Origin of the sequence: Flavobacterium sp. LC2016-13 (assembly GCF_009707955.1) — a bacterium.
In the GTDB taxonomy this organism is placed as follows: Bacteria; Bacteroidota; Bacteroidia; order Flavobacteriales; family Flavobacteriaceae; genus Flavobacterium.
Genome location: NZ_WMDQ01000002.1, coordinates 125021 through 147417 on the forward strand (window position 1 = coordinate 125021; position 22397 = coordinate 147417).

At 32.7% G+C, this 22397-nt stretch carries 16 protein-coding genes; 12 read left to right on the forward strand and 4 right to left on the reverse strand.

The window, feature by feature from the left end:
* Window positions 1-76 precede the first annotated feature (76 nt).
* Entirely contained in the window at window positions 77-580 is a 504-nt protein-coding gene (locus GKZ86_RS04265; RefSeq protein WP_154781872.1) for a pyridoxamine 5'-phosphate oxidase family protein, read from the reverse strand.
* A 189-nt stretch (window positions 581-769) separates the two neighbouring features.
* Here GKZ86_RS04265 and GKZ86_RS04270 point away from each other — a divergent pair, with 189 nt between their 5' ends.
* Window positions 770-1237: a response regulator gene (locus GKZ86_RS04270; RefSeq protein ID WP_230328237.1), complete on the forward strand. Its 468-nt coding sequence runs from the start codon at window positions 770-772 to the stop codon at window positions 1235-1237.
* A gap of 55 nt (window positions 1238-1292) precedes the next feature.
* Here the strand turns inward: GKZ86_RS04270 and GKZ86_RS04275 are convergent, their stop codons facing one another.
* Window positions 1293-4499 (reverse strand): PAS domain-containing protein, encoded by a 3207-nt coding sequence (locus tag GKZ86_RS04275; protein ID WP_154781874.1) that lies wholly within the window; start codon window positions 4497-4499, stop codon window positions 1293-1295.
* Between the two features lie 212 nt (window positions 4500-4711).
* Here GKZ86_RS04275 and GKZ86_RS04280 point away from each other — a divergent pair, with 212 nt between their 5' ends.
* Together GKZ86_RS04280 and GKZ86_RS04285 are read left to right on the forward strand one after the other, a co-directional pair.
* A complete protein-coding gene (locus tag GKZ86_RS04280; RefSeq protein WP_154781875.1) occupies window positions 4712-5053 on the forward strand; it encodes a hypothetical protein in 342 nt (113 codons plus the stop codon).
* A 257-nt stretch (window positions 5054-5310) separates the two neighbouring features.
* Window positions 5311-6129 carry a hypothetical protein gene (locus GKZ86_RS04285; protein WP_154781876.1) on the forward strand — a complete coding sequence of 273 codons (819 nt, stop codon included), beginning with the start codon at window positions 5311-5313 and terminating at the stop codon, window positions 6127-6129.
* A 57-nt stretch (window positions 6130-6186) separates the two neighbouring features.
* Here the strand turns inward: GKZ86_RS04285 and GKZ86_RS04290 are convergent, their stop codons facing one another.
* On the reverse strand, window positions 6187-6450 hold the full coding sequence (locus GKZ86_RS04290; protein ID WP_154781877.1) for a SemiSWEET family sugar transporter: 264 nt from the start codon (window positions 6448-6450) through the stop codon (window positions 6187-6189).
* 409 nt (window positions 6451-6859) lie between these two features.
* On the opposite strand from GKZ86_RS04290, the gene GKZ86_RS04295 reads away from it, so the two are divergent.
* The 6 genes from GKZ86_RS04295 to GKZ86_RS04320 all read left to right on the forward strand — a co-directional run bounded on the left by GKZ86_RS04295 (window position 6860) and on the right by GKZ86_RS04320 (window position 15679).
* Complete coding sequence (locus tag GKZ86_RS04295; RefSeq protein ID WP_154781878.1) at window positions 6860-8077, forward strand: response regulator; 1218 nt, start codon at window positions 6860-6862, stop codon at window positions 8075-8077.
* A 19-nt stretch (window positions 8078-8096) separates the two neighbouring features.
* Window positions 8097-11666: a response regulator gene (locus GKZ86_RS04300; protein WP_154781879.1), complete on the forward strand. Its 3570-nt coding sequence runs from the start codon at window positions 8097-8099 to the stop codon at window positions 11664-11666.
* Window positions 11667-11678: 12 nt separating this feature from the next.
* Window positions 11679-12044 carry a response regulator gene (locus GKZ86_RS04305; RefSeq protein ID WP_154781880.1) on the forward strand — a complete coding sequence of 122 codons (366 nt, stop codon included), beginning with the start codon at window positions 11679-11681 and terminating at the stop codon, window positions 12042-12044.
* A 6-nt stretch (window positions 12045-12050) separates the two neighbouring features.
* The gene (locus GKZ86_RS04310; RefSeq protein WP_154781881.1) at window positions 12051-12860 is read left to right on the forward strand and encodes a protein-glutamate O-methyltransferase CheR; all 810 of its coding nucleotides are present in this window, start codon (window positions 12051-12053) and stop codon (window positions 12858-12860) included.
* Complete coding sequence (locus GKZ86_RS04315; RefSeq protein ID WP_154781882.1) at window positions 12842-13426, forward strand: chemotaxis protein CheB; 585 nt, start codon at window positions 12842-12844, stop codon at window positions 13424-13426. The genes GKZ86_RS04310 and GKZ86_RS04315 overlap by 19 nt, the downstream gene beginning before the upstream one ends.
* A 306-nt stretch (window positions 13427-13732) precedes the next feature.
* Complete coding sequence (locus tag GKZ86_RS04320; protein ID WP_154781883.1) at window positions 13733-15679, forward strand: metallophosphoesterase; 1947 nt, start codon at window positions 13733-13735, stop codon at window positions 15677-15679.
* A 508-nt stretch (window positions 15680-16187) separates the two neighbouring features.
* On the opposite strand, the gene GKZ86_RS04325 is transcribed toward GKZ86_RS04320, so the two are convergent.
* Complete coding sequence (locus GKZ86_RS04325; RefSeq protein WP_154781884.1) at window positions 16188-17249, reverse strand: phosphatidylinositol-specific phospholipase C1-like protein; 1062 nt, start codon at window positions 17247-17249, stop codon at window positions 16188-16190.
* 268 nt (window positions 17250-17517) lie between these two features.
* On the opposite strand from GKZ86_RS04325, the gene GKZ86_RS04330 reads away from it, so the two are divergent.
* From GKZ86_RS04330 to GKZ86_RS04340, 3 genes are all read left to right on the forward strand, one after another.
* A complete protein-coding gene (locus GKZ86_RS04330; RefSeq protein WP_154781885.1) occupies window positions 17518-18048 on the forward strand; it encodes an RNA polymerase sigma-70 factor in 531 nt (176 codons plus the stop codon).
* 78 nt (window positions 18049-18126) lie between these two features.
* Window positions 18127-19047, forward strand: coding sequence for a FecR family protein (locus tag GKZ86_RS04335; protein WP_154781886.1), 921 nt, complete (start codon window positions 18127-18129; stop codon window positions 19045-19047).
* Between the two features lie 71 nt (window positions 19048-19118).
* Window positions 19119-22397 carry a TonB-dependent receptor gene (locus GKZ86_RS04340; RefSeq protein ID WP_154781887.1) on the forward strand — a complete coding sequence of 1093 codons (3279 nt, stop codon included), beginning with the start codon at window positions 19119-19121 and terminating at the stop codon, window positions 22395-22397.

The window sequence follows — 22397 nt, forward strand, 5'->3', positions numbered from 1 at the left end:
ACAAAAGAAATCTAAACAAAAAAAAAGCAGTTCACAATTTATTGTGAACTGCTTTTTTTATAAAAACAACCTTTTTTTATGAAAGTTTCAATTCACCTTCAATACCGTCATCCATTGTTTTTCCGGTTACGAGAGCTGTAGCCATTTTTGCAATGGCAACCATTTTACCGTGTTTATTGTTCCAGTAATAACCTTCATCCGGAGTTACTTTGATGACGCTCAGGCGAGGATCATCTACACCGCCTGGCATCCAGACTTTTACAATTGGGTCGTATAATTCTTTAATTATTTCCTGATCGTACAAAACGCGGGCAGTTCCGTGTAATGTCAGGAATTTATCCTGCGGAGCAGAAAAAAAGAGTTCAACCGTTGGGTTTAAAATAATTTCTGCATTTTGGTTGCTGTTTGTGTCTGACAAAAACCAAAGTTGACCAAGTTCATCAATTTTTTGAACAGACATTGGTCGCGATTGCAATTTGTTATCTTTATAAGTACATAACATACATGTTTTAATGTCTTCTGCCAGATCTTTAATTTTATCAACAGCAAATTCGTTCGTAAGGTCTTTATGATCTCCCATGACTATATTTTTTAAGATTTTAATAGAAATAATTGTTATTCAGAAATTGAATTCATGGTTGTAAAATTGCTATTTTTTTAAAGGGTTTTACTTACATAATTTAAGCAATATATTATGAGATTTCAAGTATTAAAAATATATGGCAGAGAGTTAAAAAGCAGGATGATTAATTTGTAAAATTGATTATCTTTGATCCATAATAATCACGAATTATTAACAAAAACCATGACAGACGTAACGATTTTTTATACTGATGATGACGAAGACGATTTGAGCATTTTTACCGATGCCGTTGAATCATTACCAAAAAAAATAGAATTAAAAACATATAACGGAGGCGAAAAATTATTGAACGCCATTTACAATCCGCCGCCTACACCATCTGTGGTATTTTTAGATTTGAATATGCCTGGAAAAAACGGCTTTGATGTTTTGAAAGAACTTCAGGATTCAGGTGAAAAAAAACATATTCCGATTGTAATTTTTTCTACGTCAAGCGAACCAAGTATTATAGAAAAATGCAGAAACCTTGGCGCTAATTATTTTATTACAAAGCCGGTTTTAATGAAAGATATTGTAAAATCTATCGAACATGCACTGACAATTAATTGGAAAGAATTTATTCCGGGACCTAAAAACTTCGTTTATAAATCATAAAGAGAATAACAAAAAACACCAAACTCATTTTAATAAGTTTGGTGTTTTTTTATTTTTACAATTCAGGCAAATAAATATCAAAAGTCGCGCCTTTGCCTTTTTCACCGTTTGCAGTGATAATGCCTTTGTGGTTTTCTACAATTTTTTTCACAATTGCCAAACCAATTCCGGTTCCTGAAAATTCACTTTCGGTATTTAAACGCTGAAAAACCTCAAAAATTCGCTCATTATATTCAGCATCAAACCCAATTCCGTTATCTGATATCCTGAGATGATAATATATTTTCTCTGGAAAATCTACAGGATGTTTTATCTGATCGCCCTTAATTCTTTCAGCCGTGATTTCTATATATGGCGTTTCATCTTTTCTTAAAAACTTCAACGCGTTTCCGATTAAATTATGCAGTAATTGCCTGAATTGAAACGGAATAATAGTAGCTTCTCCCAACGGATGAAAATTTACAACAGCATTTGTTTCTTCAATACGTTCAGAGAAATCGCTGGTAACTTCTTCGGCAATTTCATCTAAGTTTGATTTTACAAAAACCCGATCTGCAGAATTCGTTCTGGAGTAGGCGAGAAGATCTTGTATTAAAGTCTGCATTCTTTTGGCAGAAACTTCAATACGGCTTAAATAAGTTTTGGCTTTCGCTGAAATATTTTCATCGTCCAAATCGGCTAATCGACTGGCAAAAGTCTGAATTTTTCGGAGAGGTTCCTGTAAGTCATGACTTGATATATAAGCAAAAGACTGAAGCTCAATATTCATATTAATCAAATCCTTATTTTTTTGTTCCAGTTCTGCAGTTCGTTCATAAACTTCTTTCTCCAGTTTATCGGTAAAGTTTTTCTGGTCGTGAATATCGGTGCTTGTACCAACCCACATTTGTATATTTCCTTCAGCATCTTTTTGAGGAATAGCACGGCTTATTTGCCATCTGTATTCACCATCATAACGACGAAAACGATGTTCAAACAAAAAGTCATTTCCGGTAATTATCGATTTTATCCAGGTATTAATATTCTCTTCGCGATCATCAGGATGAACAATTTGTAACCAGCCATTTTCCTCAATCTCCTTAGCAGACATTCCGGAATAGGTAAATACAGATTGATTATAATAATTAATGTTTCCCAATGCATCACTTGTCCAGATATGTTGCGGCATCGAATTGGCGAGCAATCTAAATTTGGCTTCACTTTTCATCAAAACCTCCTGATTGTTTTTCTCGTCGGTAATATCAATGATAGTTCCAACCATTTTTACCGGATCACCATTTTCATCAAAAAATATTTTTCCGTGCGCTTTTATCCAGCTAATTACATTGTGAGGCTTTAAAAGACGTGCTTCATATTTATAAATAGTAGTTTGCAAAGCTTCATTGAAAGCAGCTACAAGAATATGTTCATCATCAGGATGAACTCTGCTGCGAATTTCCTGATGTGTAGCTTTATAATTATGATCAAAACCAAAAATGGCTAATATATTCTCAGAATATACAATATCCTTATTTTTAAGATTTAGATCCCATGTTGCGATTTCGGCAATTTCGGCAGCCAAACGAGCTCTTTCTTCCGCATCTTCTACTTTTTTTCGGGCTTCTACTTTTGCGGTAACATCATAAACGGTTGCCATTACACCCGATATTTCGCCTTCTTTCTCGAATAAAGGCGTGTATTGATAATCAAGATAAAATTTTTCAAGTTTTCCCTTAACATCAACATAAGCCAAAGACTCATTTTCGGTTATAATTTTTCCGTTTAGAAAAACTTCATTCAGTAATTCAGGATATTTTTGTTCTATTAATTCAGGAAAAAGTTCAACTATAGGTTTACCAAATGTTTCCTCAGGATTTTTTTGCCAAATCCCTTCCATCATCGTTTTATTCGCCATCTCAACAATATGATTTTTTCCTCTAAAAATAGTCATCGCAATAGGAGAGTCCATTACTAAATTTCTAAAAGCTTCTTCATTTTGTGCCAAAAGATAACGTGCTTTTACAGCTTCTGTAACTTCATAAGCAACAATTATAATACCTGAAATAGTATCGTTTTCTTCTTTTAAAGGATGAAAAACAAGATTGAAATAACAAATTTCCTCTTTTCCATTACGGTTCAATGTCACCGTATATTCATCAATATTATGAGCATTTCCGGTTTCAAGCACTTGCGTAAGCAACCGAAACATAATTTCTTTCGTACGCGGAACGGAATCAAATATGGGCTTATTAAGAATCTCAGATTCTTGTTTATCTATAATTTGCAAGTAAATTGGGTTCGCCATTTCAACCACTAAATCGCTTCCTTTTAAAATTAAAATTCCAAGCGGAACTTGTTTTACCGTATTTCTAAATCTCTTCTCACTATCTTCAACAGCATATCTGGCAACTACCTGAGCCGTCACGTCATTGGCAACCGCTACAATACCAGAAATAGTTCCGTCCGGTTCTTTTAGGGCTTCATATACAAAATTGATAAATATATCTTCTATTTTGCCATTACGGGATAATTTTACAAGACGTTCATGTGCTTCAAATTTTTCACCGGTTTCAAATACATTTCCAAGCATCATTTCTAAACCTTGTCCTTTAGCTTCAGGTAATGCTTCAAAAACGGGTTTATTAAGAACTTCATCACTTTTTCGTCCCCACAATTCCAACATAGGATTATTGGCAATTTCAACAACAAATTCCGGTCCCCTAAAAATGCACATCGCACTTGGAGTTTGCAATATATTATTGATGTATCGTGTATTACTGTCTTCTAATTTCTTGTTGATCTTAACTTTTTCAGTTGTTTCATTACAAATAACCAAAACTCCCGCAGGTTTTCCGGATTCGTTATTTACAGGACTGTAGCTAAATGTCCAGTAAACATCTTCCATTTTTCCATTACGATATATGGGCAATAACTGGTCTTCATGCCATGTTGCTTCGCCTTCTGTAAGTACCTGATCGATTAAAGGTTTTATAAAATGCCAGATTTCCGGCCAGCTTTCTTCACCTTTTTGTCCTAATATAGACGGATGTTTTCCATCATTACCAAGACTTGGCCGATAAGCATCATTATAAAAACAAATAAGTTCCGGTCCCCAAAATAAAAACATGGGAAACTTTGAGTTTAATAAGAGTCCTAATGTAGTGCGTAAACTTTGCGGCCAGGTATCTGGTGAACCAATAGGGGTTTTGCTCCAGTCCTTAGCGCGGGTTAATGCGCCCATTTCGCCTCCTTTAGCAAGAAAGTCATGATTCATTTCTGTCATGAATGTTTATTTTCGGTTTTGGTTAAAGTTAAAATGGCTCAATTATAAATATAATCAATCCGAAGAATTGTTAAAAATACTAAAATAAAAATTGATATAAATTTGATTTTTCAAATGAGCTAAAATTTAAATCTATTGAGTTAATTTTATTTGTTTTCAATGATGAAATTTGAGGTAAGTACAGATTACAAAACCTCTTAAAATTAAATATCATGAAAAAAGAATATTCAAAACATGAAACCGACTATATCAAAAAGTATGAAAATGAAGGGTATAAAAGTAACTTTTTGTTCAGCAATAATAGTTTGATCGATTCTGAAACCAAACACGAGTACAAACCCGAAGATATTATTATTGTAGCCCATCACCGTTATGAAGGAATGAGCGATCCGGATGATATGTCTATCCTATATATTATAGAAACAAAAGATAATGTAAAAGGAACTCATTTAATTGGATACGGACCAACGGCAGATTTGGAAGAAGCCGAATTTTTTAAAGATATTCCAGAAGACAACTATTCTAACAATGCTGATATCAGTGAATTGACATAATAAACGTAACTATTTTATTTTGCAGAAAGCAGCTATTTCAGATTTCTATCTGAAGTAGCTGTTTTTTTTTGATCAAAATTCCCTTATAAATCAGGTGTTTAATACGTAAGATAATAATTATGAAATATCTCTCTGAAATTGTATAAGAAATTGATTAGCAATATGTACGAAATTTGAATAATATAAAAAAGGAATAAAAACCTAAATTGATTTTTGTACGTAAATAAGTACTAACCGATTTACTAAACCATACTGAAATGAAAAAACTATACTTAAATACAGGAGGATTTGATACTATCTTTAATGATCTTAAAGATAGCTTTGATGGTGAGTTAACTGTTAATAATAATGAATACAATTTAACTATAAAAACAAAATGGGCAAAAGGTACTATTAGCGGAAAACGTTTTGAAAAAGAAATGTCGTACGTGCACTTTGACCTTGTTTTTTATAACGATACAAGTTTTAGCATTGAATCGTTCCAGACATCTCCAATATTTTTTGCTTATTGCGAAGATGGAATGTTGACGCACAGTTTTGGTCAAAATGGAAATAGAAAAAATCTTAAAAAACAACAATCAGGTATTTTAAGCAATACATCGGCAATAAATAGTGTTTTGCATTTTGAAGGTTTTAAACATACTGAGTTTTCTTTAATTAGTATGCCAACAACTGTAGATGAACAAGATGAGAATTATGATTTGGCTTCTCAATTAAAAGAAATGTTTACAGATGAATCCGGAAACTTTATATATGTTGGTTCAGGAAATTCTAAAATTTTCGAAAAACTAAAAGAATTCAGAACGACATCTCAAGTTGGAATCGTTAAAAATTTACTTCAAAAAAGTATTTTAAATACCATAGTTGCCATAGAGGTAGCCCAACATAGTTATAATTACATTACGATGATTTCGCCAATTTTAGATTTGGCCAATAAACAAATTGATGAGTTGAAAAGAATTTCAAATATCAATTTTGGAGAAGTTTTATATTCTATTGGACATGTTGGTAAAAACTATTTCCCAAGATTATTTAAAGAGAGATATCCTCAAAATTCGCTAGCTAAAACAGCCTAATATACACCTTAACTTGTATGATCTAAAACAGCTTTTACGGGCTGTTTTTTTATGCCTTTATTTTTCTTTTTCGTAATAAATAATAAAGTACACCATTACTAAATTTAGAAATAACGAAACGCTGTTGGTAACAATTATAGGCAAATCATTTTTAAGGATTCCGTAAACAATCCACACGGCAACCCCGAAAGTTAAAACACTAAAAGTGAGCAATGAAATCTCTTTTACTTTCTTGGTTTTCCATATTTTATAGATTTGTGGAATAACAGATATTGTTACGCAAATCCCCGCAAAAAGCCCAACGATATCAATTAAATTCATAAGTTTTGTTTTAAGTAATAAAATAGTTTTGGGTTCTTTTCGATTAATTTATGTTCTGTTGAAGCATTATAAAAGCTAAAGTTCTACAATAAATTTAAGATATTTTTTATTTGTATGAAAAGAGTTACGTTAAAAATATTTCAATTGAATTGAAAGAAAAACCTATTAACTTAACAATCATTGCCAACAAAAAATAATAAAGGGCAAACATGGGAATTATGAAACTATTTCTGATTACGATAAAAAAGTCCTGTGTATTTTTTTTATAAATTTGGAAGTTTTGAACTATGTTTTTATGCGAACTTTTTAAAAAACTAATCAATTTTAAAAGATAAAAACAAATTGAAAAACAAACTGATCTGAACCGAATTAATTTAAAACTTAATTCATAACGTTTTACCCCAATAAAATGATATTAATTGTAGATGATATTCGGGCTAATATAATTGCCTTAAAGAAAACACTTGAACTGCACAATATTGAGGTTGACACCGCAGAATCCGGAGAAGAAGCTTTAAAGAAAATCTTAAAAACAAACTATTTTCTAATCATCATGGATGTTCAGATGCCTGGGCTGGATGGTTTTGAAGTAGTTAAAATACTTTCCGGAAACAAAAGAACAAAAGACATTCCCGTTATATTTTTATCGGCAATTAATATCGAGAAAAAATACATTTTTAAAGGTTACGAAACCGGCGCTGTGGATTATATCACAAAGCCCGTAGATACAGACTTGTTAATTCTAAAAGTCAAAACATTCCTAAAAATTTACGAGCAAAAAAACGAATTACGCCTAATGAAAGATTTACTTTCAAAAGAAATAAAAATTCGTAAAGAAGCTCAGGATAATCTCGAAATCAAAATCGCTGAACGAACCAAAGAACTGGTTTTGAAAAACGAAGAATTAGAGATGAGAAATCACGAACTGCAGCAATTTTCCTGGGTAGTTTCGCATGATTTAAATGAACCTATCAGAAAAATTCAGATTTTCATTAAAATAATAAAAGAACTTTATTTAAAAGCAGATGAAAAAGGTGTTGATTATGTCGATCGAACCATAAAATCGGCAGAGAGAATGCAAACCTTAATTACAGATTTGCTTGCTTATTCGAGATTGTCATCGAAAGTTGTTCCTGAACAAACAGACCTGAATATCGTTTTGCAGGAAGTACTTTCTGACTTTGATTATCTTATTGAACGCAAAAGTGCCATTATCAAAACAAGCGAACTCCCAACAATAGACAGTATTCCGAGTCAATTGCGACAAGTATTTCAAAATTTGATAGGAAACGCACTTAAATTCTCCGGAAATGTAGAAACGCCTGTTATCGAAATTAAATCAGAAATCATAAATACCAAAGAGTTTGACGGTGAAGTTGATCCCGACGGAAAATTTTGCCGAATTACGGTATCTGATAACGGTATTGGTTTTGACGAAATTTACCTGGATCGTATTTTTATCATTTTCCAGAGTTTAAACGATCGTCAAACTTATGAAGGAACCGGAATTGGTCTTGCCATTGCCAAAAAGATAATGGAAAAACACAACGGAATAATTACAGCAAAAAGTCAACCAGGTAAAGGCGCCAGTTTTATCATGGTGTTGCCCATAAAACACGAAAACTAAAAATAATTGGATTTAACCTATGAAAAACAATTTTAAAAGGAATTTATTAGTCAGTTCGCTGGCATCGATATTAGTATTGATGATTAGTTCAACAGCTTCATTTCTTAGTATAAAGAATTTGCTGCAAAGTAATTTTTGGGTAAATCATACTCAGGATGTTATTTATAACTTAAATCAGGGATCATCGACACTTACAGATGCTCAAACGAGTATGCGGGGCTATTTGATCACCGGAGATGAACAGTTTGTGTCAAGATATAATGCTTATGAAGCAGAATCAAATACATACTTTGAAAAACTGGATGAGCTTACTATTGATAATCCTTTCCAACAAAAAGCTTTAACTGAATTAAAAGGACTTCGATCTAATTTCTTTAAATATTTAAACAATCAAATCGTAAAAAAACGATTAGGAAAAACATCCGTAGTATTCGACCTTAACGAAGGAAGAAGAATGATGGATGAATTGAGAAGTTATTTTAAGCAAATTGAAAACCGGGAGCAATTACTTTTAAAAGAACGAAGCCAAAACTCTGATAATTACGGTAATTACAGTATTATTTTAATTGTTATTGCTTTTATTATTGCCTTTGTCATTTCGATTGTTTTTTTAATTCGAATTTTAAAAGATTATAACGAACGTACTGCGCTTCAACAAGAGTTAGTCAAAAAAGATAAAGAAACCGCAGACAGAATTGAAGCCATTAGCGGAATTGCCGTTAATATTTCGAATGGAAATTATGACATTCGTGTCGATGATAATCAGGCAGATGCGCTGGGCAGCGTGGGAGAATCACTGAACAACATGAGCGGTGCCTTAAAAAAATCTTTTGGTTTATTATCTGAAAAAGAATGGGTTCAAACCGGTATTGCGAGCCTTAATAATGTCATGTTGGGCGATAAAGTAATGAATCAGCTGGCAAAAGATATTATCGAATTTTTATGCCATTACACCAATAGCAGCGCAGGGATTTTGTACGTTCTTGACGGCGATGAATTGTACGCGACTGCGGGTTATAGTTATATACCAACCAAAAACCGTGAACGTATACAAAAAGGAGAAGGTTTATTAGGACAAGCGATTGTTTCGGGTGAATTATTAGAATTGAAAACAATATCGGAGGATTCCATTCAGATTAATTATGCTTTGGGCGAAATAAAACCAACACATATTGTAGCACTTCCGTTGCTTGATACAAGAGTAGAAGGTGCGCTGGAATTGGCAAGTATTTACGGTTTTTCAGAACTTCATTTAGAGTTTTTGAGAATTGTGTCTAATAATATCGGAATTGCGATAAAATCGACCCAAAATCGTAAACGTGTTATGGAGTTATTGGAAGAAACCCAATCACAATCTGAAGAGTTACGTATGCAACATAGTGAACTGGAAGGTATTAATGCTGAACTAGAAGCGCAAACAGAGAAATTACAGGCTTCTGAAGAAGAATTAAGAGTACAACAGGAAGAACTGGAACAAACGAATGAAGAACTTTCTGAAAGAAGTGTTTTATTAGAAGAAAAAAATAACGAGATTCAAAAGAAATCTGAAGCATTAGAACTTACAACGCGTTATAAATCTGAGTTTCTTGCCAATATGTCGCATGAATTAAGAACGCCTTTAAACTCTATTTTGCTTTTAAGCCGTTTATTGTCTGAGAATAATAACCAAAGCATGAATAACGAGGAAATCGAATTTGCCAAAGTTATTCAGAGTTCAGGAAATAGTTTATTGGGACTTATTGATGAAATTTTGGATTTATCTAAAATTGAAGCCGGTAAAATGGAACTTGAATTTTTAGATGTTTCTACTAAAGAAATCACAGATAGTATATCAAGTTTATTTACACAAGTAGCGAAAGAGAAAAATATTAACTTCGAAATTATCTCGAAAGAAGCTCCAATTGTCATTAAAACAGACAAAATGAGATTAGAGCAAATTCTTAAAAACTTAATTTCGAATGCCATTAAGTTTACAGAAAAAGGGTCCGTAAGTTTAGAAATTAAAATAAATGATGACGATGAAAAAGTTATTTGCTTCATCGTAAAAGATACCGGAATCGGAATTCCGTTAGAAAAACAACCACTTATTTTTGAAGCTTTCCAACAAGCAGACGGTTCTACAAAACGTAAATATGGCGGTACAGGTTTAGGATTATCGATTAGCCGTGAACTGGCAAAATTGCTTCGCGGAGAAATTATCCTGCATAGTACAGTAGGCAAGGGAAGTAGTTTTACATTATGTTTACCGGTTTACGGATCAATTAACAAAAAAGTAATTGTTGATAAATCGCCTCCGGTACAAATTACAGATGCAGAAGTTGAAGAATTAAAAGAGGTCAAAAACAAATATCTCTCTACGATAATTCCGGATGAAATAGAAGATGACAGAGATGATATTGTTGAAGGTGATAAAGTAATCCTGATTGTTGAAGATGATATTAATTTTGCAAAATCACTTTTAACATTTAGCCGAAAAAATGGTTACAAAGCCATTGTTTCTGTTCGTGGAGATTATGCCTTAAATTTTGCTATTCTTTACAGACCAGTCGGAATTTTACTCGATATCGAATTACCAATAAAAAGCGGTTGGGAAGTGTTGGAAGAATTAAAAAATAACATTCAGACCAAACATATTCCGGTTCATATTATGTCTTCGCACAAATTAAAACAGGAAAGTTTATTAAAAGGTGCGATCGATTTCTTGCATAAACCAGTCACTTTCGAGAAAATTCCCGAAGTGTTTATGCGTATAGAACACATCATTAACAAAGAATCTCAAAAGGTTTTAATTATTGAAGATAACCCGAAACATGCTCAGGCACTTGCTTATTTCTTAGAAACATATAATATTAATTCTGAGATTAAAAGTGAAGTTGCAGATGGTTTAGTGGCTTTAAACAAAACAGAAGTAGATTGCGTTATTCTCGATATGGGAATTCCGGATAAGCATGCTTATGAAATTCTGGACAGTGTTAAAAAAACGCCTGGATTAGAAAATCTTCCGGTAATTGTATTTACAGGAAAAAGTTTATCATTGAAAGAAGAAGTTAAAATTAAAAAATACGCCGATTCTATTATCGTAAAAACAGCTCATTCATACCAAAGAATGCTCGATGAGGTTTCGCTATTTTTACATTTGGTAGAAGAAAATAAAGGAGGAGATAGTAAAAAAGAAAGTTATAAAAAACTAAATTTACTAAATAATATTCTACATGATAAAAAGGTTTTAATTGTAGATGATGATGTTCGAAATATATATTCGCTGACAAAAGCCCTTGAGGTTTTTAAAATGAACGTAATTTCAGCATTTGACGGTAACGAAGCCATAAAAATATTAGAGGAACATCCTGATACAGACATTGTTTTGTTAGACATGATGATGCCTAATATGGATGGCTACGAAACTGCCGAAAAAATACGAACGATCCCTAAATTTATTAGCTTGCCATTAATAGCGGTAACAGCAAAAGCAATGACCGGAGACAGAGAAAAATGTATCAAAGCCGGAGCTTCAGATTACATTACAAAACCTGTAGATATCGATCAGTTATTGTCATTATTGCGTGTGTGGTTGTATGATAAAAATTAATGTAAAGAAAATATGAGCAAAAAACGACTCTTAATTATTGATGACGATTCTCGAAATATTTTTGCTTTGGTAAATACACTGCGGGCTAAATCATTTGATTGTTTGTCTTGTTTAAGTGCAGAAGAAGCGATAAGATTACTGGAAACAGATGAAGTTATCGATGCTGTTTTAATCGATATGATGATGCCTGAAATGGATGGTTATGAAGCAATTCCGATAATAAAAAAAATACCATCCAGAAAAGATGTATTAGTAATTGCTGTAACGGCGCAGGCCATGACAGGAGATAAAGAAAAATGCCTTGAGGCCGGAGCAGATGATTATGTATCTAAACCAATTGATGTAGACAGATTACTTCGGGCATTAAGTAATATATAAGTTATTATGATAGAAGACATTGAGTTAGAAACCCTTATAAACGATATTTACGAATATTACGGTTTTGACTTTGGAAGTTATTCCAGAGCTTCTTTAAAAAGACGCGTTAACAGAATTTACCATTTAGACGGATTTAAAAGCTTTTATGAATTTTTGTCTAAAGTTAGATACGACGCTGAATATTATAAAAATCTGATCGACGAAATTACCGTAAATGTAACGGAGATGTTTCGTGATCCACAATTTTATAAAGTAGTCAGAACCGAGATTTTGCCCTTATTGGCCACAAAACCTTTTATACGTTTATGGCATGCAGGCTGCTCAACGGGCGAAGAAGTGTATTCGATGGCTATTTTATTAAAAGAAGCCGGACTTCTTCATAAATCGTTGATATATGCAACAGATATAAATTCTAAAGTACTGGAAACAGCCAAAAAGGGAATTTTTCCGTTGCGTGCCATGAAAGAATATTCAGAAAATTATCGTGAATCTGGTGGTCAGGAAGACTTTTCGAATTATTATATTGCCAATTACGGAATTGCAAAATTCAATGAAGATTTAGCCGAAAAAATGGTTTTCTCACAACATAATTTAGTTTCAGATAATTCATTTAATGAGTTCGATTTTATTTTATGTCGTAACGTGATGATTTATTTCGACAACAATTTGCAAAAAAGAGTTATTAATTTATTCGACGACAGTCTGTCTATGTTAGGTTTTCTGGCTTTAGGAACAAAAGAAACGATCAAATATTCGATATCTACAACTAAATACAAACAGTTAGAGAAAGAGAAAATATGGAGGAAGATCAAATAATACCAAAATGTAAAGTAGTTATTGTAGGCGGATCAGCGGGAAGTTTAAATGCATTATTGCAGATTTTGCCTTATGTTTCCGCCCTAAATGCGTTTGCCTTGGTAATTGTACTTCACCGAAGAAGCACAGATGATTTAACCCTGGAAGAATTACTAAAACTAAAAACAGATATAACCGTAAAACCCGTAGAAGACAAAACGCCATTATTACCGGGTTTTATTTATATAGCACCATCAAACTATCATTTATTATTCGAAAAAAATGATTTTCTTGCTCTCGATACTTCTGAAAAAATAAACTACAGCAGACCAAGTATCGACGTTTCTTTTGAGTCGGCAGCAGAAATTTATGGCGATAGTTTAGTCGGAATTTTATTATCAGGATCCAATTCTGACGGAACAGAAGGATTAAAAGCAATTCAAAATGCCGGCGGATTGGTTATTGTGCAGGATCCTGATTCTGCAGATATGCCTTTTATGCCCAACAACGCCATCTTAAATACAACACCCGATTATGTATTAGACATTGAGGGAATATTGAAATTTATAATTTCAGTAAATAAATAATTTTTTTTAACACATAGAAACATAGATTTTCTATTTTAAAAAGAATACAAAAAGAAACAAATTTCCTTCACATAGTTATGTGTGTTCAAACAAGTGAAATGCCTATTTTTAGCGCACAGAATCTATGTTTCTATTTGTTGAAATTTATTACGCTATAGATTAAATAATTTCAGTAAATAAATAAGATTATCATTCGGTAACAATAGTTTAAACCCGTTCTGGGTTTAAATCGATAAAATTGCAAATTGTTTTTTGAGAACCACTTTAAAAACATTCCAAAAATTTCATTTGCAAAAAAGAATACCAATGACTTCAAAAATTACATTTCCACATAAAAATTACGTTTCAACTTTTCTTATTCTTTTCCTTTTCAATTTTACGATTTCAGCACAACAAAAAAATCTCGACGGCGTTCAGGTTGCTTTTTTGTCTGATGTGCATTTGCAGGATTTATTCGGAAAATTTTCAGATAATGAATATCGAGGCATTTTAAATCCAAAAACCGGAAAATATACCTTAATGAGAACGATGGCTTCTCAATTGCATTCTACCAGAATATTCAATGAAAATTACTTTGCCTTTATTGCCGCTTTAGAAGATATCGCAAAGCGAAAAATAAAATACGTCGCACTTCCGGGCGATTATACAGATGACGGACAGCCTATTCACGTTCGTGGTTTAGAAGAAATCTTAAATCAATACAGCAAAAAATACAACATAGAATTTTTTATTACAACAGGAAATCACGATCCCGTTGGACCTTTTGCGCAAGAATCCGGTAAAGAAGATTTTTTAGGAAAAGAAGGTAAAAGCCAGCCCATTTATAGCAAAATCGACATGTATAAGCCAAATTTAACTAGCGAACTGCCTGTAGTTGTAACCGCCGATATTGCTAAAATGGGTTATTTAGGAATTACAGACGGATTAAAAAATTTCGGTTTTTATCCAGACAAAAAATACAAATTCTGGTCAACGCCTTTTGCAACTTACAACAGTCAAAATTATAGTTTTGAAAAAGCTTCTCAAGCTGCTTTATTATCAAACAGAGTTTATAATGTTGCGCCCGGATATGAAGTTCCTGACGTAAGTTATGTCGTAGAACCTGTTGAAGGACTGTGGTTAATGGCAATTGACGGAAATGTTTATATTCCTAAAAAAGAAGCAACAACAGATCCTAAAGATCCTAAAAATTACTCTGAAGCCAGTACAGGATACAATAATGTACTTTCGAATAAAAAACATCTTATAAAATGGGTCGAAGAAATTTCGGCGCAAGCCAAACAGCAAGGCAAAACATTAATCGCTTTTAGTCATTTCCCAATGATTGATTTTAATGATGACGCTTCTGCGGAAATAAAAGAATTGCTTGGCCCAAACAAATGGCAATTAAACCGAGTTCCTGTTGAAGAAGTAGCACAGGTTTTTGCAGATGCAGGACTTAAAATTCACTTTGGCGGACACATGCACATAAACGATACGGGAACACGCACAACGCAAAAAGGCAATACTTTGGTAAATATTCAAACGCCATCATTGGCAGCATATATTCCGGCTTATAAATTATTGACGATTAAAAAAGATAATCTTGTTGATATTCAAACCATAACTATTGATAAAGTTGCAAGATTTGATGAACTTTTTGATTTGTATAAAATGGAATATCAATTTTTACAAAATCAAAAAACAAAAGATATCTGGAATATCGATATTTTAAAAACCAAAAATTACCACGATTTCACCGATTTCCATTTGAAAGAATTAGTTAGGTTGAGGTTTTTGGCAGATGATTGGCCTGCAGCATTCAAAGAATTTATTTTGAATGTTTCAGGAGAAGATTTATTGGTATTGGCGAATATTCAAGCTGATAAAGATTTTGATGTTATTCTCAAAAACAAAGAAACCTTTCAAAAACAATGGCAGGAAGCTCAACTTAAAACAAACAAAATTCTAGCCGAAAACAAACTCAAAAAACAAGACCTTAATTGGACTGGTTATGATTTCCTGGTCGATTTTTATCGTTTTAGAAGTGCCGATGAATTGGCTTTAACTGATGTTGGAGAAAAAAGAGCGAAAGTATACAAATTGCTTTCAAACTTATTTTTTGAAAACCATAAAGATGATAATTCAAAAGAAAAACCATTGCAAAACCAAATGCGATTATTTCTTATAATCTTTAATAAATTCATGCACGAAGTTCCGGCAGATCATTTTACGGTTGATTTGAAAACAGGAGAGATTAAGAGTTTGAAGTAATATTTAATCGCAAAGTTTTTTTTCTCATTTTGTGTCATTTCGACCGAAGGGAGAAATCACATGTGCTGAATCCGTTTGCTGAATCTTTATTATTGTTTCTGACTTTTATTGCGGAGTTACGTTCGTTGCTCTCTGGATGTGATTTCTCCCTTCGATCGAAATGACACAGCTTCGTGGTTAATTATTAAATGAGAATAAAAAATCTGCTCATTTTGTGTCATTTCGATCGAAGGGAGAAATCACATGTGCTGTATCCGTTTGCTGTATCCGTCTGCAGAATCTTTATTATTGTTTCTGACTTTGATTGCGGAGTTACGTTCGTTGCTCTCTGAATGTGATTTCTCTTCCGAAGCCTCGGGATCGAAATGACACAACTTTATCACTATCAACAGAATGAAAAAAATCTGCTCAATCTGCCAAATCTGCGTAAAAAAAAACGCAAAAAAAATCAGGTTTCAAGTTTCACACAACGTAAAACCTGAAACCTGAAACTAAAAAAACCTGAAACTTATTTAGCTCCATTAACCGGATCAACTCTCACATAAGTTCCGTCATCATATTTAATTTGATATGGAGAATTAAAAAACGTACTTGGCAAATAATAATCTGTAGTAATTACTTGAGCACCAGATTTTTTTGCAGCTTCAAAATGGCTGTAATCATTCGCTCTGGCTTCTTTGGTATCAGAATCAGCTCTGGTTCTGATGATATATCCTTTTTTCACTAAATCAGCAATTTCAGGATCTTCAGAATTGTTTCTGAATAAAGTTGCCGCTTCGGGTTTTCCAGGTTCTGCATTAATAAAAACCGCGCGCCCTTTTAATGACGGATGATTTAAAGCATATAAATCTCTTTTGGCTCCGTTATTATCCAAAATAAACAAAAATTTTCCTCTGGCTTTTTTCAATGTTGGCCAATTGTTGTTTAAAACAGCTTCCTCAAGCGTTTTATATTTTCCTCGCACCATATCCGGTGTAATGAGTTTATTTCCTAAACCTTTACGAAGTTCTTTATCCAAAGCATCAAAAAGTTCAGATGTAAATTTCTCTGCTTTTGTGCCTAAAAAACTATCATCATCTTTTGGTTCTAAAGTAATAAAAACCGGAACGTGATCAGGATTTGCATCAGACCATTTTTTTAGTTCTGCAAGACAGTTTTGAAGCGTGTAGCATGAAGTTCTAAAATCGATATCAATCATGTGAAAGACTTTAAAACCCGGTTTTTTCATTTCTCCATTTGGGTCGTAAGCTTCTTGCGATTTTACAAGATCTAAACCTTTTGGATGCGTAAATTTTCCACCTTTAACATCGCCCTGAACATCAATTTCAAGATTTCGCAAACCTTTGTTCAATTGGTCTGTAAGAGGAATATGCGTGTATTGCAAACCTTTTAAAGAACGCGTAGTATCTTTTGCCTGAATAAAATTGAATAAATCGGTTTCAATATTGTGTCGGTAACTATTATGAGATCCGATAACTTGTAATTGATTTATTTTTAGATCATCACTTTGCGCGGAAGTATTATAAGTTACGGCAATAGTAATTAATAATGTAAACAGAATTTGTTTCATAGATTGAAGTAAATAGAAATTAATAAATAGAGTGGGGACAAGACAAGTGAACTTTGTCATTTTTTGAGATTACTAAATTAGAATCAAGATCTGATTTTTGTGTTACTTAAAAAAAAACAAATCACAAACTGAGTGTCATTTTCGACTTAAAAAAGTAGTATTAATAAAACAAATGCAGGCATTTCTTAATTTAAAGATAACGTTCAGGAAAAAAGCATTGGTATAACATTTTATTATTTTACATCAACAAATCCTACCAAAATAAACTATGAACACTCCCGAAATCTTTGAGAAAACGTATACCGAATACTGGAAAAAGCTGAATGCTTTTTCGTATACGATGACTCAGGATAAAGACTTGGCACAGAACATTGTTCAGGATGTATTTATCGATTTATGGGAACGAAAAGAGGAACTTAATATTAATGCTATCGAACCTTATTTATTTCGTGCGGTAAAAAATCAGGTTTTCAAACATTACCAAAATAATAAGTTTGACAAGACGGTTCTCGAAGATAAATTTGAAGATTATGTAATTGATCATTTTGCGACAATTGATCCTGAAATTTTAGATATGCTTTATACCTTATTAGATAAACTTCCCGAAAAGAGAAAAGAGGTTTTACTAATGTATAAAATGCAGGATATGACGATCGATCAAATTGCTGATGAACTTGGAATTTCTAAGCAAACTGTTAAAAATCAAATTTCTTCTGGTTTAAAACAATTGCGCGAAGGCTTGAAAGATATGACGTGGCTGGCTCCAATCGTTATTTTTAATCATAATTTTTTAAGATAACTTTCTGTTAATGGTTTCATAATATTTGCGGATAGTACGATTTGATGATTCTTGTACTTACTAGTAATAATAAATATTATGGTAAAAAGAATCAAGCATAGTCTGGAACGTTTAATCGATAAAAGTTCTCGAAATAAAACGTCAAGATTAGAAGAAGATTTGTTGCACAATTTTGCATTAAATGAATATCAGAATTCAAAATGGGACGATGCTTCCATGGGAAATCCAGATGAAGTTTCTAAAAATATATACGAAGGAATTCAACTTCGAATGGAAAAGAAAAAATCTTTTCCTTATTTAAAATACATGGCCGCTGCCAGTATTCTTTTTCTTGTTGGTTTAGGAATTTTCTATAAACCGAGTATTGCTAACGAAAAGCAATTAACATTTAAAACATCAGATGTCCCCAAATCTATCAATTTAAGTGATGGCTCGAAAATTTATCTGGCAGCAAATTCATTATTTCAATATCCTGAAAAATTCACTGGTTCAGAAAGAAAAGTTTCCCTTTTAAAAGGAAATGCTTTTTTTGAAGTAGCCAAAGACAAAAAACATCCTTTTATTATTCATTCAGGAGAAATTCAAACGCGGGTTGTGGGAACTTCTTTCCACATTCAGCTATCAAAAACAAAATGCGAAGTAATTGTTGTTACCGGAAAAGTAAATGTTTCTTCAAAAGGGCAAAGTGTCGATTTAGTACCGTATGAAGAAGCATTATTTTCTGGTGAAAAACTAAGCAAACTTCCTATTGATAAAACATTGGGTATTAATTGGTATAACACTGATATTACCTTAAATGAAGCTACGCTGCAACAAGTAACTACCATTTTGCAATATAAATACGGAGTAACATTTGAATTCGAAAATAAATCGGTTCTAACAGTTCCTGTAACGGTGTTTATAGAAAAAAATGCCTCTTTAGAAAGTATCTTAAAACAAATAAATTATATCACAAACCTAAAATTTAATGTGTATGACAAGATAGTAAAAGTGAACTAAAAACAAAAAAAGCAGTTGCTGAGAACAACTGCAATTAATAATTAAGTATCGAAAAACCAATAACTTAAATCATGTATTTTAAACGAATCAATTTAAATCTTCTAAAAGGAATTTTCTTTTTAGCCCTGGCGTTACTGACCGTTCAAAGTGGTTACAGTACAACCAATTACAAAAAATCAAATGTAGATAATAAAATAGAAAAAGCAACACTGGTTTCTATTTTTTCGAAATTAAGTAAACAAACGGATTATAAATTCAGCTACGGACAAGCTATTATCTCTGATAATACAGTTTATACTGTAAATTATACGAACGAACCTGTAGCTGTAATTTTAAGCGATCTTTCTAAAAAAGCGAATTTCAATTACAACATCAACGGAAAACTAGTTTTAATCCAAAAAACTGCTCCTGCAAAAATTGCAGCATCAGCAGAAAAAATTAAAGTAAAAGGAAAAGTCGTTGACGAAAACGGTGTACCAATGCCTGGAGTTTCAATTTTAGAAACAGAAACTAAAAATGCTACAACTAGTAATTTTGACGGTGAATTTGAGCTTTCTGTAACAGAAGGAAAAACAATCGAAGTTTCTTATTTAGGTTATAAAACGAAAACGGTTGGAGTTCAAAGAAACTTCATGACGATTCAGTTAGAGCCTAATACATCAGAATTAAGCGAAGTATTAGTGGTTGGTTACGGTAAACAATCTAAAAAAGATGTAACCGGAGCTGTAACACAATTAGAAGCAGCAAATTTTAAACAAGGTGTTAACGTTTCTGTAGATAATTTAATTCAGGGAAAAGTCGCCGGTGTACGTGTGGTTAATACAAGCGGGGAGCCTGGAGCTGGTGTAAACGTTACCATTCGTGGAGTTGGATCTATCAGAAGCGGTAGTACACCTTTATTTGTTGTTGATGGTTTGCCATTGTCTAATGATGATGTAAGCCCAACAGGAACTAATGTTGGTTTTGGAGCTTCATCAGCAAAAAATCCATTAAACTTTTTAAATACAAGTGATATTGAGTCGATTACGGTTCTTAAAGATGCTTCTGCAGCTGCTATTTACGGAGCAAGAGGTTCTAACGGAGTTGTTTTGGTTACCACTAAAAAAGGATCTAAAGGCGAAGGAACATTAACTTATGATACTTATATGGGAGTTTCGAATGTAGCTCATAAATTAGATGTTTTAAGCGCAGATGAATACAGAAAAGCGATTAAAGATCCAGCTTTTGATCACGGAGGAAACACAGACTGGCAAGATGTAATTTACAGAAGTGCAGTTACTAAAAACAACTCTTTGTCTTTTGCTAAACAAACAGAATCAGGAAATTATTATGCATCTGTTTCACAAATGGATCAGGAAGGTATTATTCGTAATAGTAATTTTAAACGTCTTTCTGGTAGAATTAATGCTGCTGAATCATTTTTAGATAACAAACGTTTAAAACTAAAAGTGAATCTTACGGCGAGTCAAACTACAGATGATGGTGTTCCTACAAGTGATGACGGTGGTTCTAACGGACAATTGATCGTACATACTTTGATGGCAAACCCAACAAGATCTGTTTTTGATGCTAACGGAAAGTATACAAACTTCAACATGAATGCGCATTATAATCCTGCTTATTTATTAAGTATTTATGAGGATCAGACTCGTACGTTACGAGTTTTAGGGAATTTAGAGACTTCTTTTAGAATTATCGACGGATTAGAGTATAAATTAAACGTTGGTATAGATCGTTCAACATCTGAAAGAAATACAACTATTTATCCAAACGTAACAGATTTAAATCCAAAAGGAAAATATGTTCAAAATAATTTAGATTCTAAAAACTCTTTGATCGAGCATTATTTAACTTATAATTTATTGTTAGATAAACATAAATTTGAAGTTTTAGGTGGTTTCTCTTATCAAAAATTTGAAACATCAGGAACTACTTTCAGTATTGACGGAATTGCTGCTCAGGGAGCTGGTATAAAACCATCAATTAACCCTGGTTTTGCAGGAACGCAATCAGGAACAATAGGGTTTGCTCAGGAAAACGAATTGCAATCTTATTTTGGAAGATTAAACTATACTTTTAACGATAAATATTTACTAACAGCTTCGATGAGAGCTGACGGGTCTACTCGTTTTGGTGATAATAACAAATATGGATACTTTCCTTCATTTGCTTTAGGATGGAATATTTCTAAAGAAAGTTTCTTAGAAAATGTAACGGCTATAAACAATTTAAAATTGAGAACAAGTTGGGGACAAACTGGAAATCAGGAAGTTCAAAACAAACTTACAAAAGCAAGTTATTCCTTATCTGGTCCTGACGGATATTATTTGTATGATGATTTGACTTTAGTAAATGGAGTTTCTGTAACGAGAACTGCAAATCCTGATTTAAAATGGGAGGTTGTTACACAATACAACGTAGGTTTGGATTTCAGTTTATGGAGTGATAAATTGTACGGAACTCTTGATTATTTCAACAAAACAACTACAGATGCAATCTTAAATGTTCCTTCAAGCCCTTTAAAACCAACAACAACAGTTTGGACTAATATTGACGGTAAAATCGTTAATAAAGGTTTTGAGTTTATGTTGGGTACAAAATTAATTGACACTAAAAACTTTAGCTGGAATGTTGATGTAAACGGAGCTACATTAAACAATAAAATTGAAGATTTACCGGTTTCAGAAATCTTAACAGGAACAATTTCAGGTCCTGGACAATCTGGGGTAAATGCCAACATTTACAAAAGTGGTTATGCAGCAGGTTCATTTTATTTGTTAGAGCATACTGGTTTTGATAGTAAAGGTGGAAATATTTTTAAGGATCAAAACGGAGATGGTAAAATTGATAACAGCGACAGAGTTATTATCGAAGGCGCTTTACCAACTTTTTACTACGGTCTTAATAGTGATATGAAATATAAAAACTTTAGTTTTTCATTCTCAATCATTGGTCAAACAGGAGGTTATTTATTGAATAATACAGGATTAAATGCCTTAAACATCAACAACCTTGCTTCTGACAGAAACGTTGCTACAGGTTATTATGAGTCTGGTGCAAACGCAACAAATTCACCAATTTTATCAACGCTTTTCTTAGAGAAATCTGACTTTATCAGATTAAATACGGCTCGTATAGGTTACAATTTTGATTTAAAAAACCTAAGCTGGTTAAACGGATTAACACTCTATATAACAGGTCAAAATCTTGTTACAATCACACATTATTCAGGATATGACCCATTAATTAACAGTCCAAAATCTAACGGAGGAAACCAATCTATTGGTATTGATTACGCTGCTTACCCAACTTCTAGAACGTTCAGTTTCGGAGCAACTTTAAAATTATAA

Coding starts and splice junctions, on each gene's coding strand:
- GKZ86_RS04285 (WP_154781876.1), top strand. CDS start 5,311: ATGAAAAAACTATACTTAAATACAGGAGGATTTGATACTATCTTTAAT.
- GKZ86_RS04335 (WP_154781886.1), top strand. CDS start 18,127: ATGGTAAAAAGAATCAAGCATAGTCTGGAACGTTTAATCGATAAAAGT.
- GKZ86_RS04300 (WP_154781879.1), top strand. CDS start 8,097: ATGAAAAACAATTTTAAAAGGAATTTATTAGTCAGTTCGCTGGCATCG.
- GKZ86_RS04265 (WP_154781872.1), bottom strand. CDS start 580: ATGGGAGATCATAAAGACCTTACGAACGAATTTGCTGTTGATAAAATT.
- GKZ86_RS04320 (WP_154781883.1), top strand. CDS start 13,733: ATGACTTCAAAAATTACATTTCCACATAAAAATTACGTTTCAACTTTT.
- GKZ86_RS04275 (WP_154781874.1), bottom strand. CDS start 4,499: ATGACAGAAATGAATCATGACTTTCTTGCTAAAGGAGGCGAAATGGGC.
- GKZ86_RS04295 (WP_154781878.1), top strand. CDS start 6,860: ATGATATTAATTGTAGATGATATTCGGGCTAATATAATTGCCTTAAAG.
- GKZ86_RS04340 (WP_154781887.1), top strand. CDS start 19,119: ATGTATTTTAAACGAATCAATTTAAATCTTCTAAAAGGAATTTTCTTT.
- GKZ86_RS04330 (WP_154781885.1), top strand. CDS start 17,518: ATGAACACTCCCGAAATCTTTGAGAAAACGTATACCGAATACTGGAAA.
- GKZ86_RS04315 (WP_154781882.1), top strand. CDS start 12,842: ATGGAGGAAGATCAAATAATACCAAAATGTAAAGTAGTTATTGTAGGC.
- GKZ86_RS04280 (WP_154781875.1), top strand. CDS start 4,712: ATGAAAAAAGAATATTCAAAACATGAAACCGACTATATCAAAAAGTAT.
- GKZ86_RS04325 (WP_154781884.1), bottom strand. CDS start 17,249: ATGAAACAAATTCTGTTTACATTATTAATTACTATTGCCGTAACTTAT.
- GKZ86_RS04290 (WP_154781877.1), bottom strand. CDS start 6,450: ATGAATTTAATTGATATCGTTGGGCTTTTTGCGGGGATTTGCGTAACA.
- GKZ86_RS04310 (WP_154781881.1), top strand. CDS start 12,051: ATGATAGAAGACATTGAGTTAGAAACCCTTATAAACGATATTTACGAA.
- GKZ86_RS04305 (WP_154781880.1), top strand. CDS start 11,679: ATGAGCAAAAAACGACTCTTAATTATTGATGACGATTCTCGAAATATT.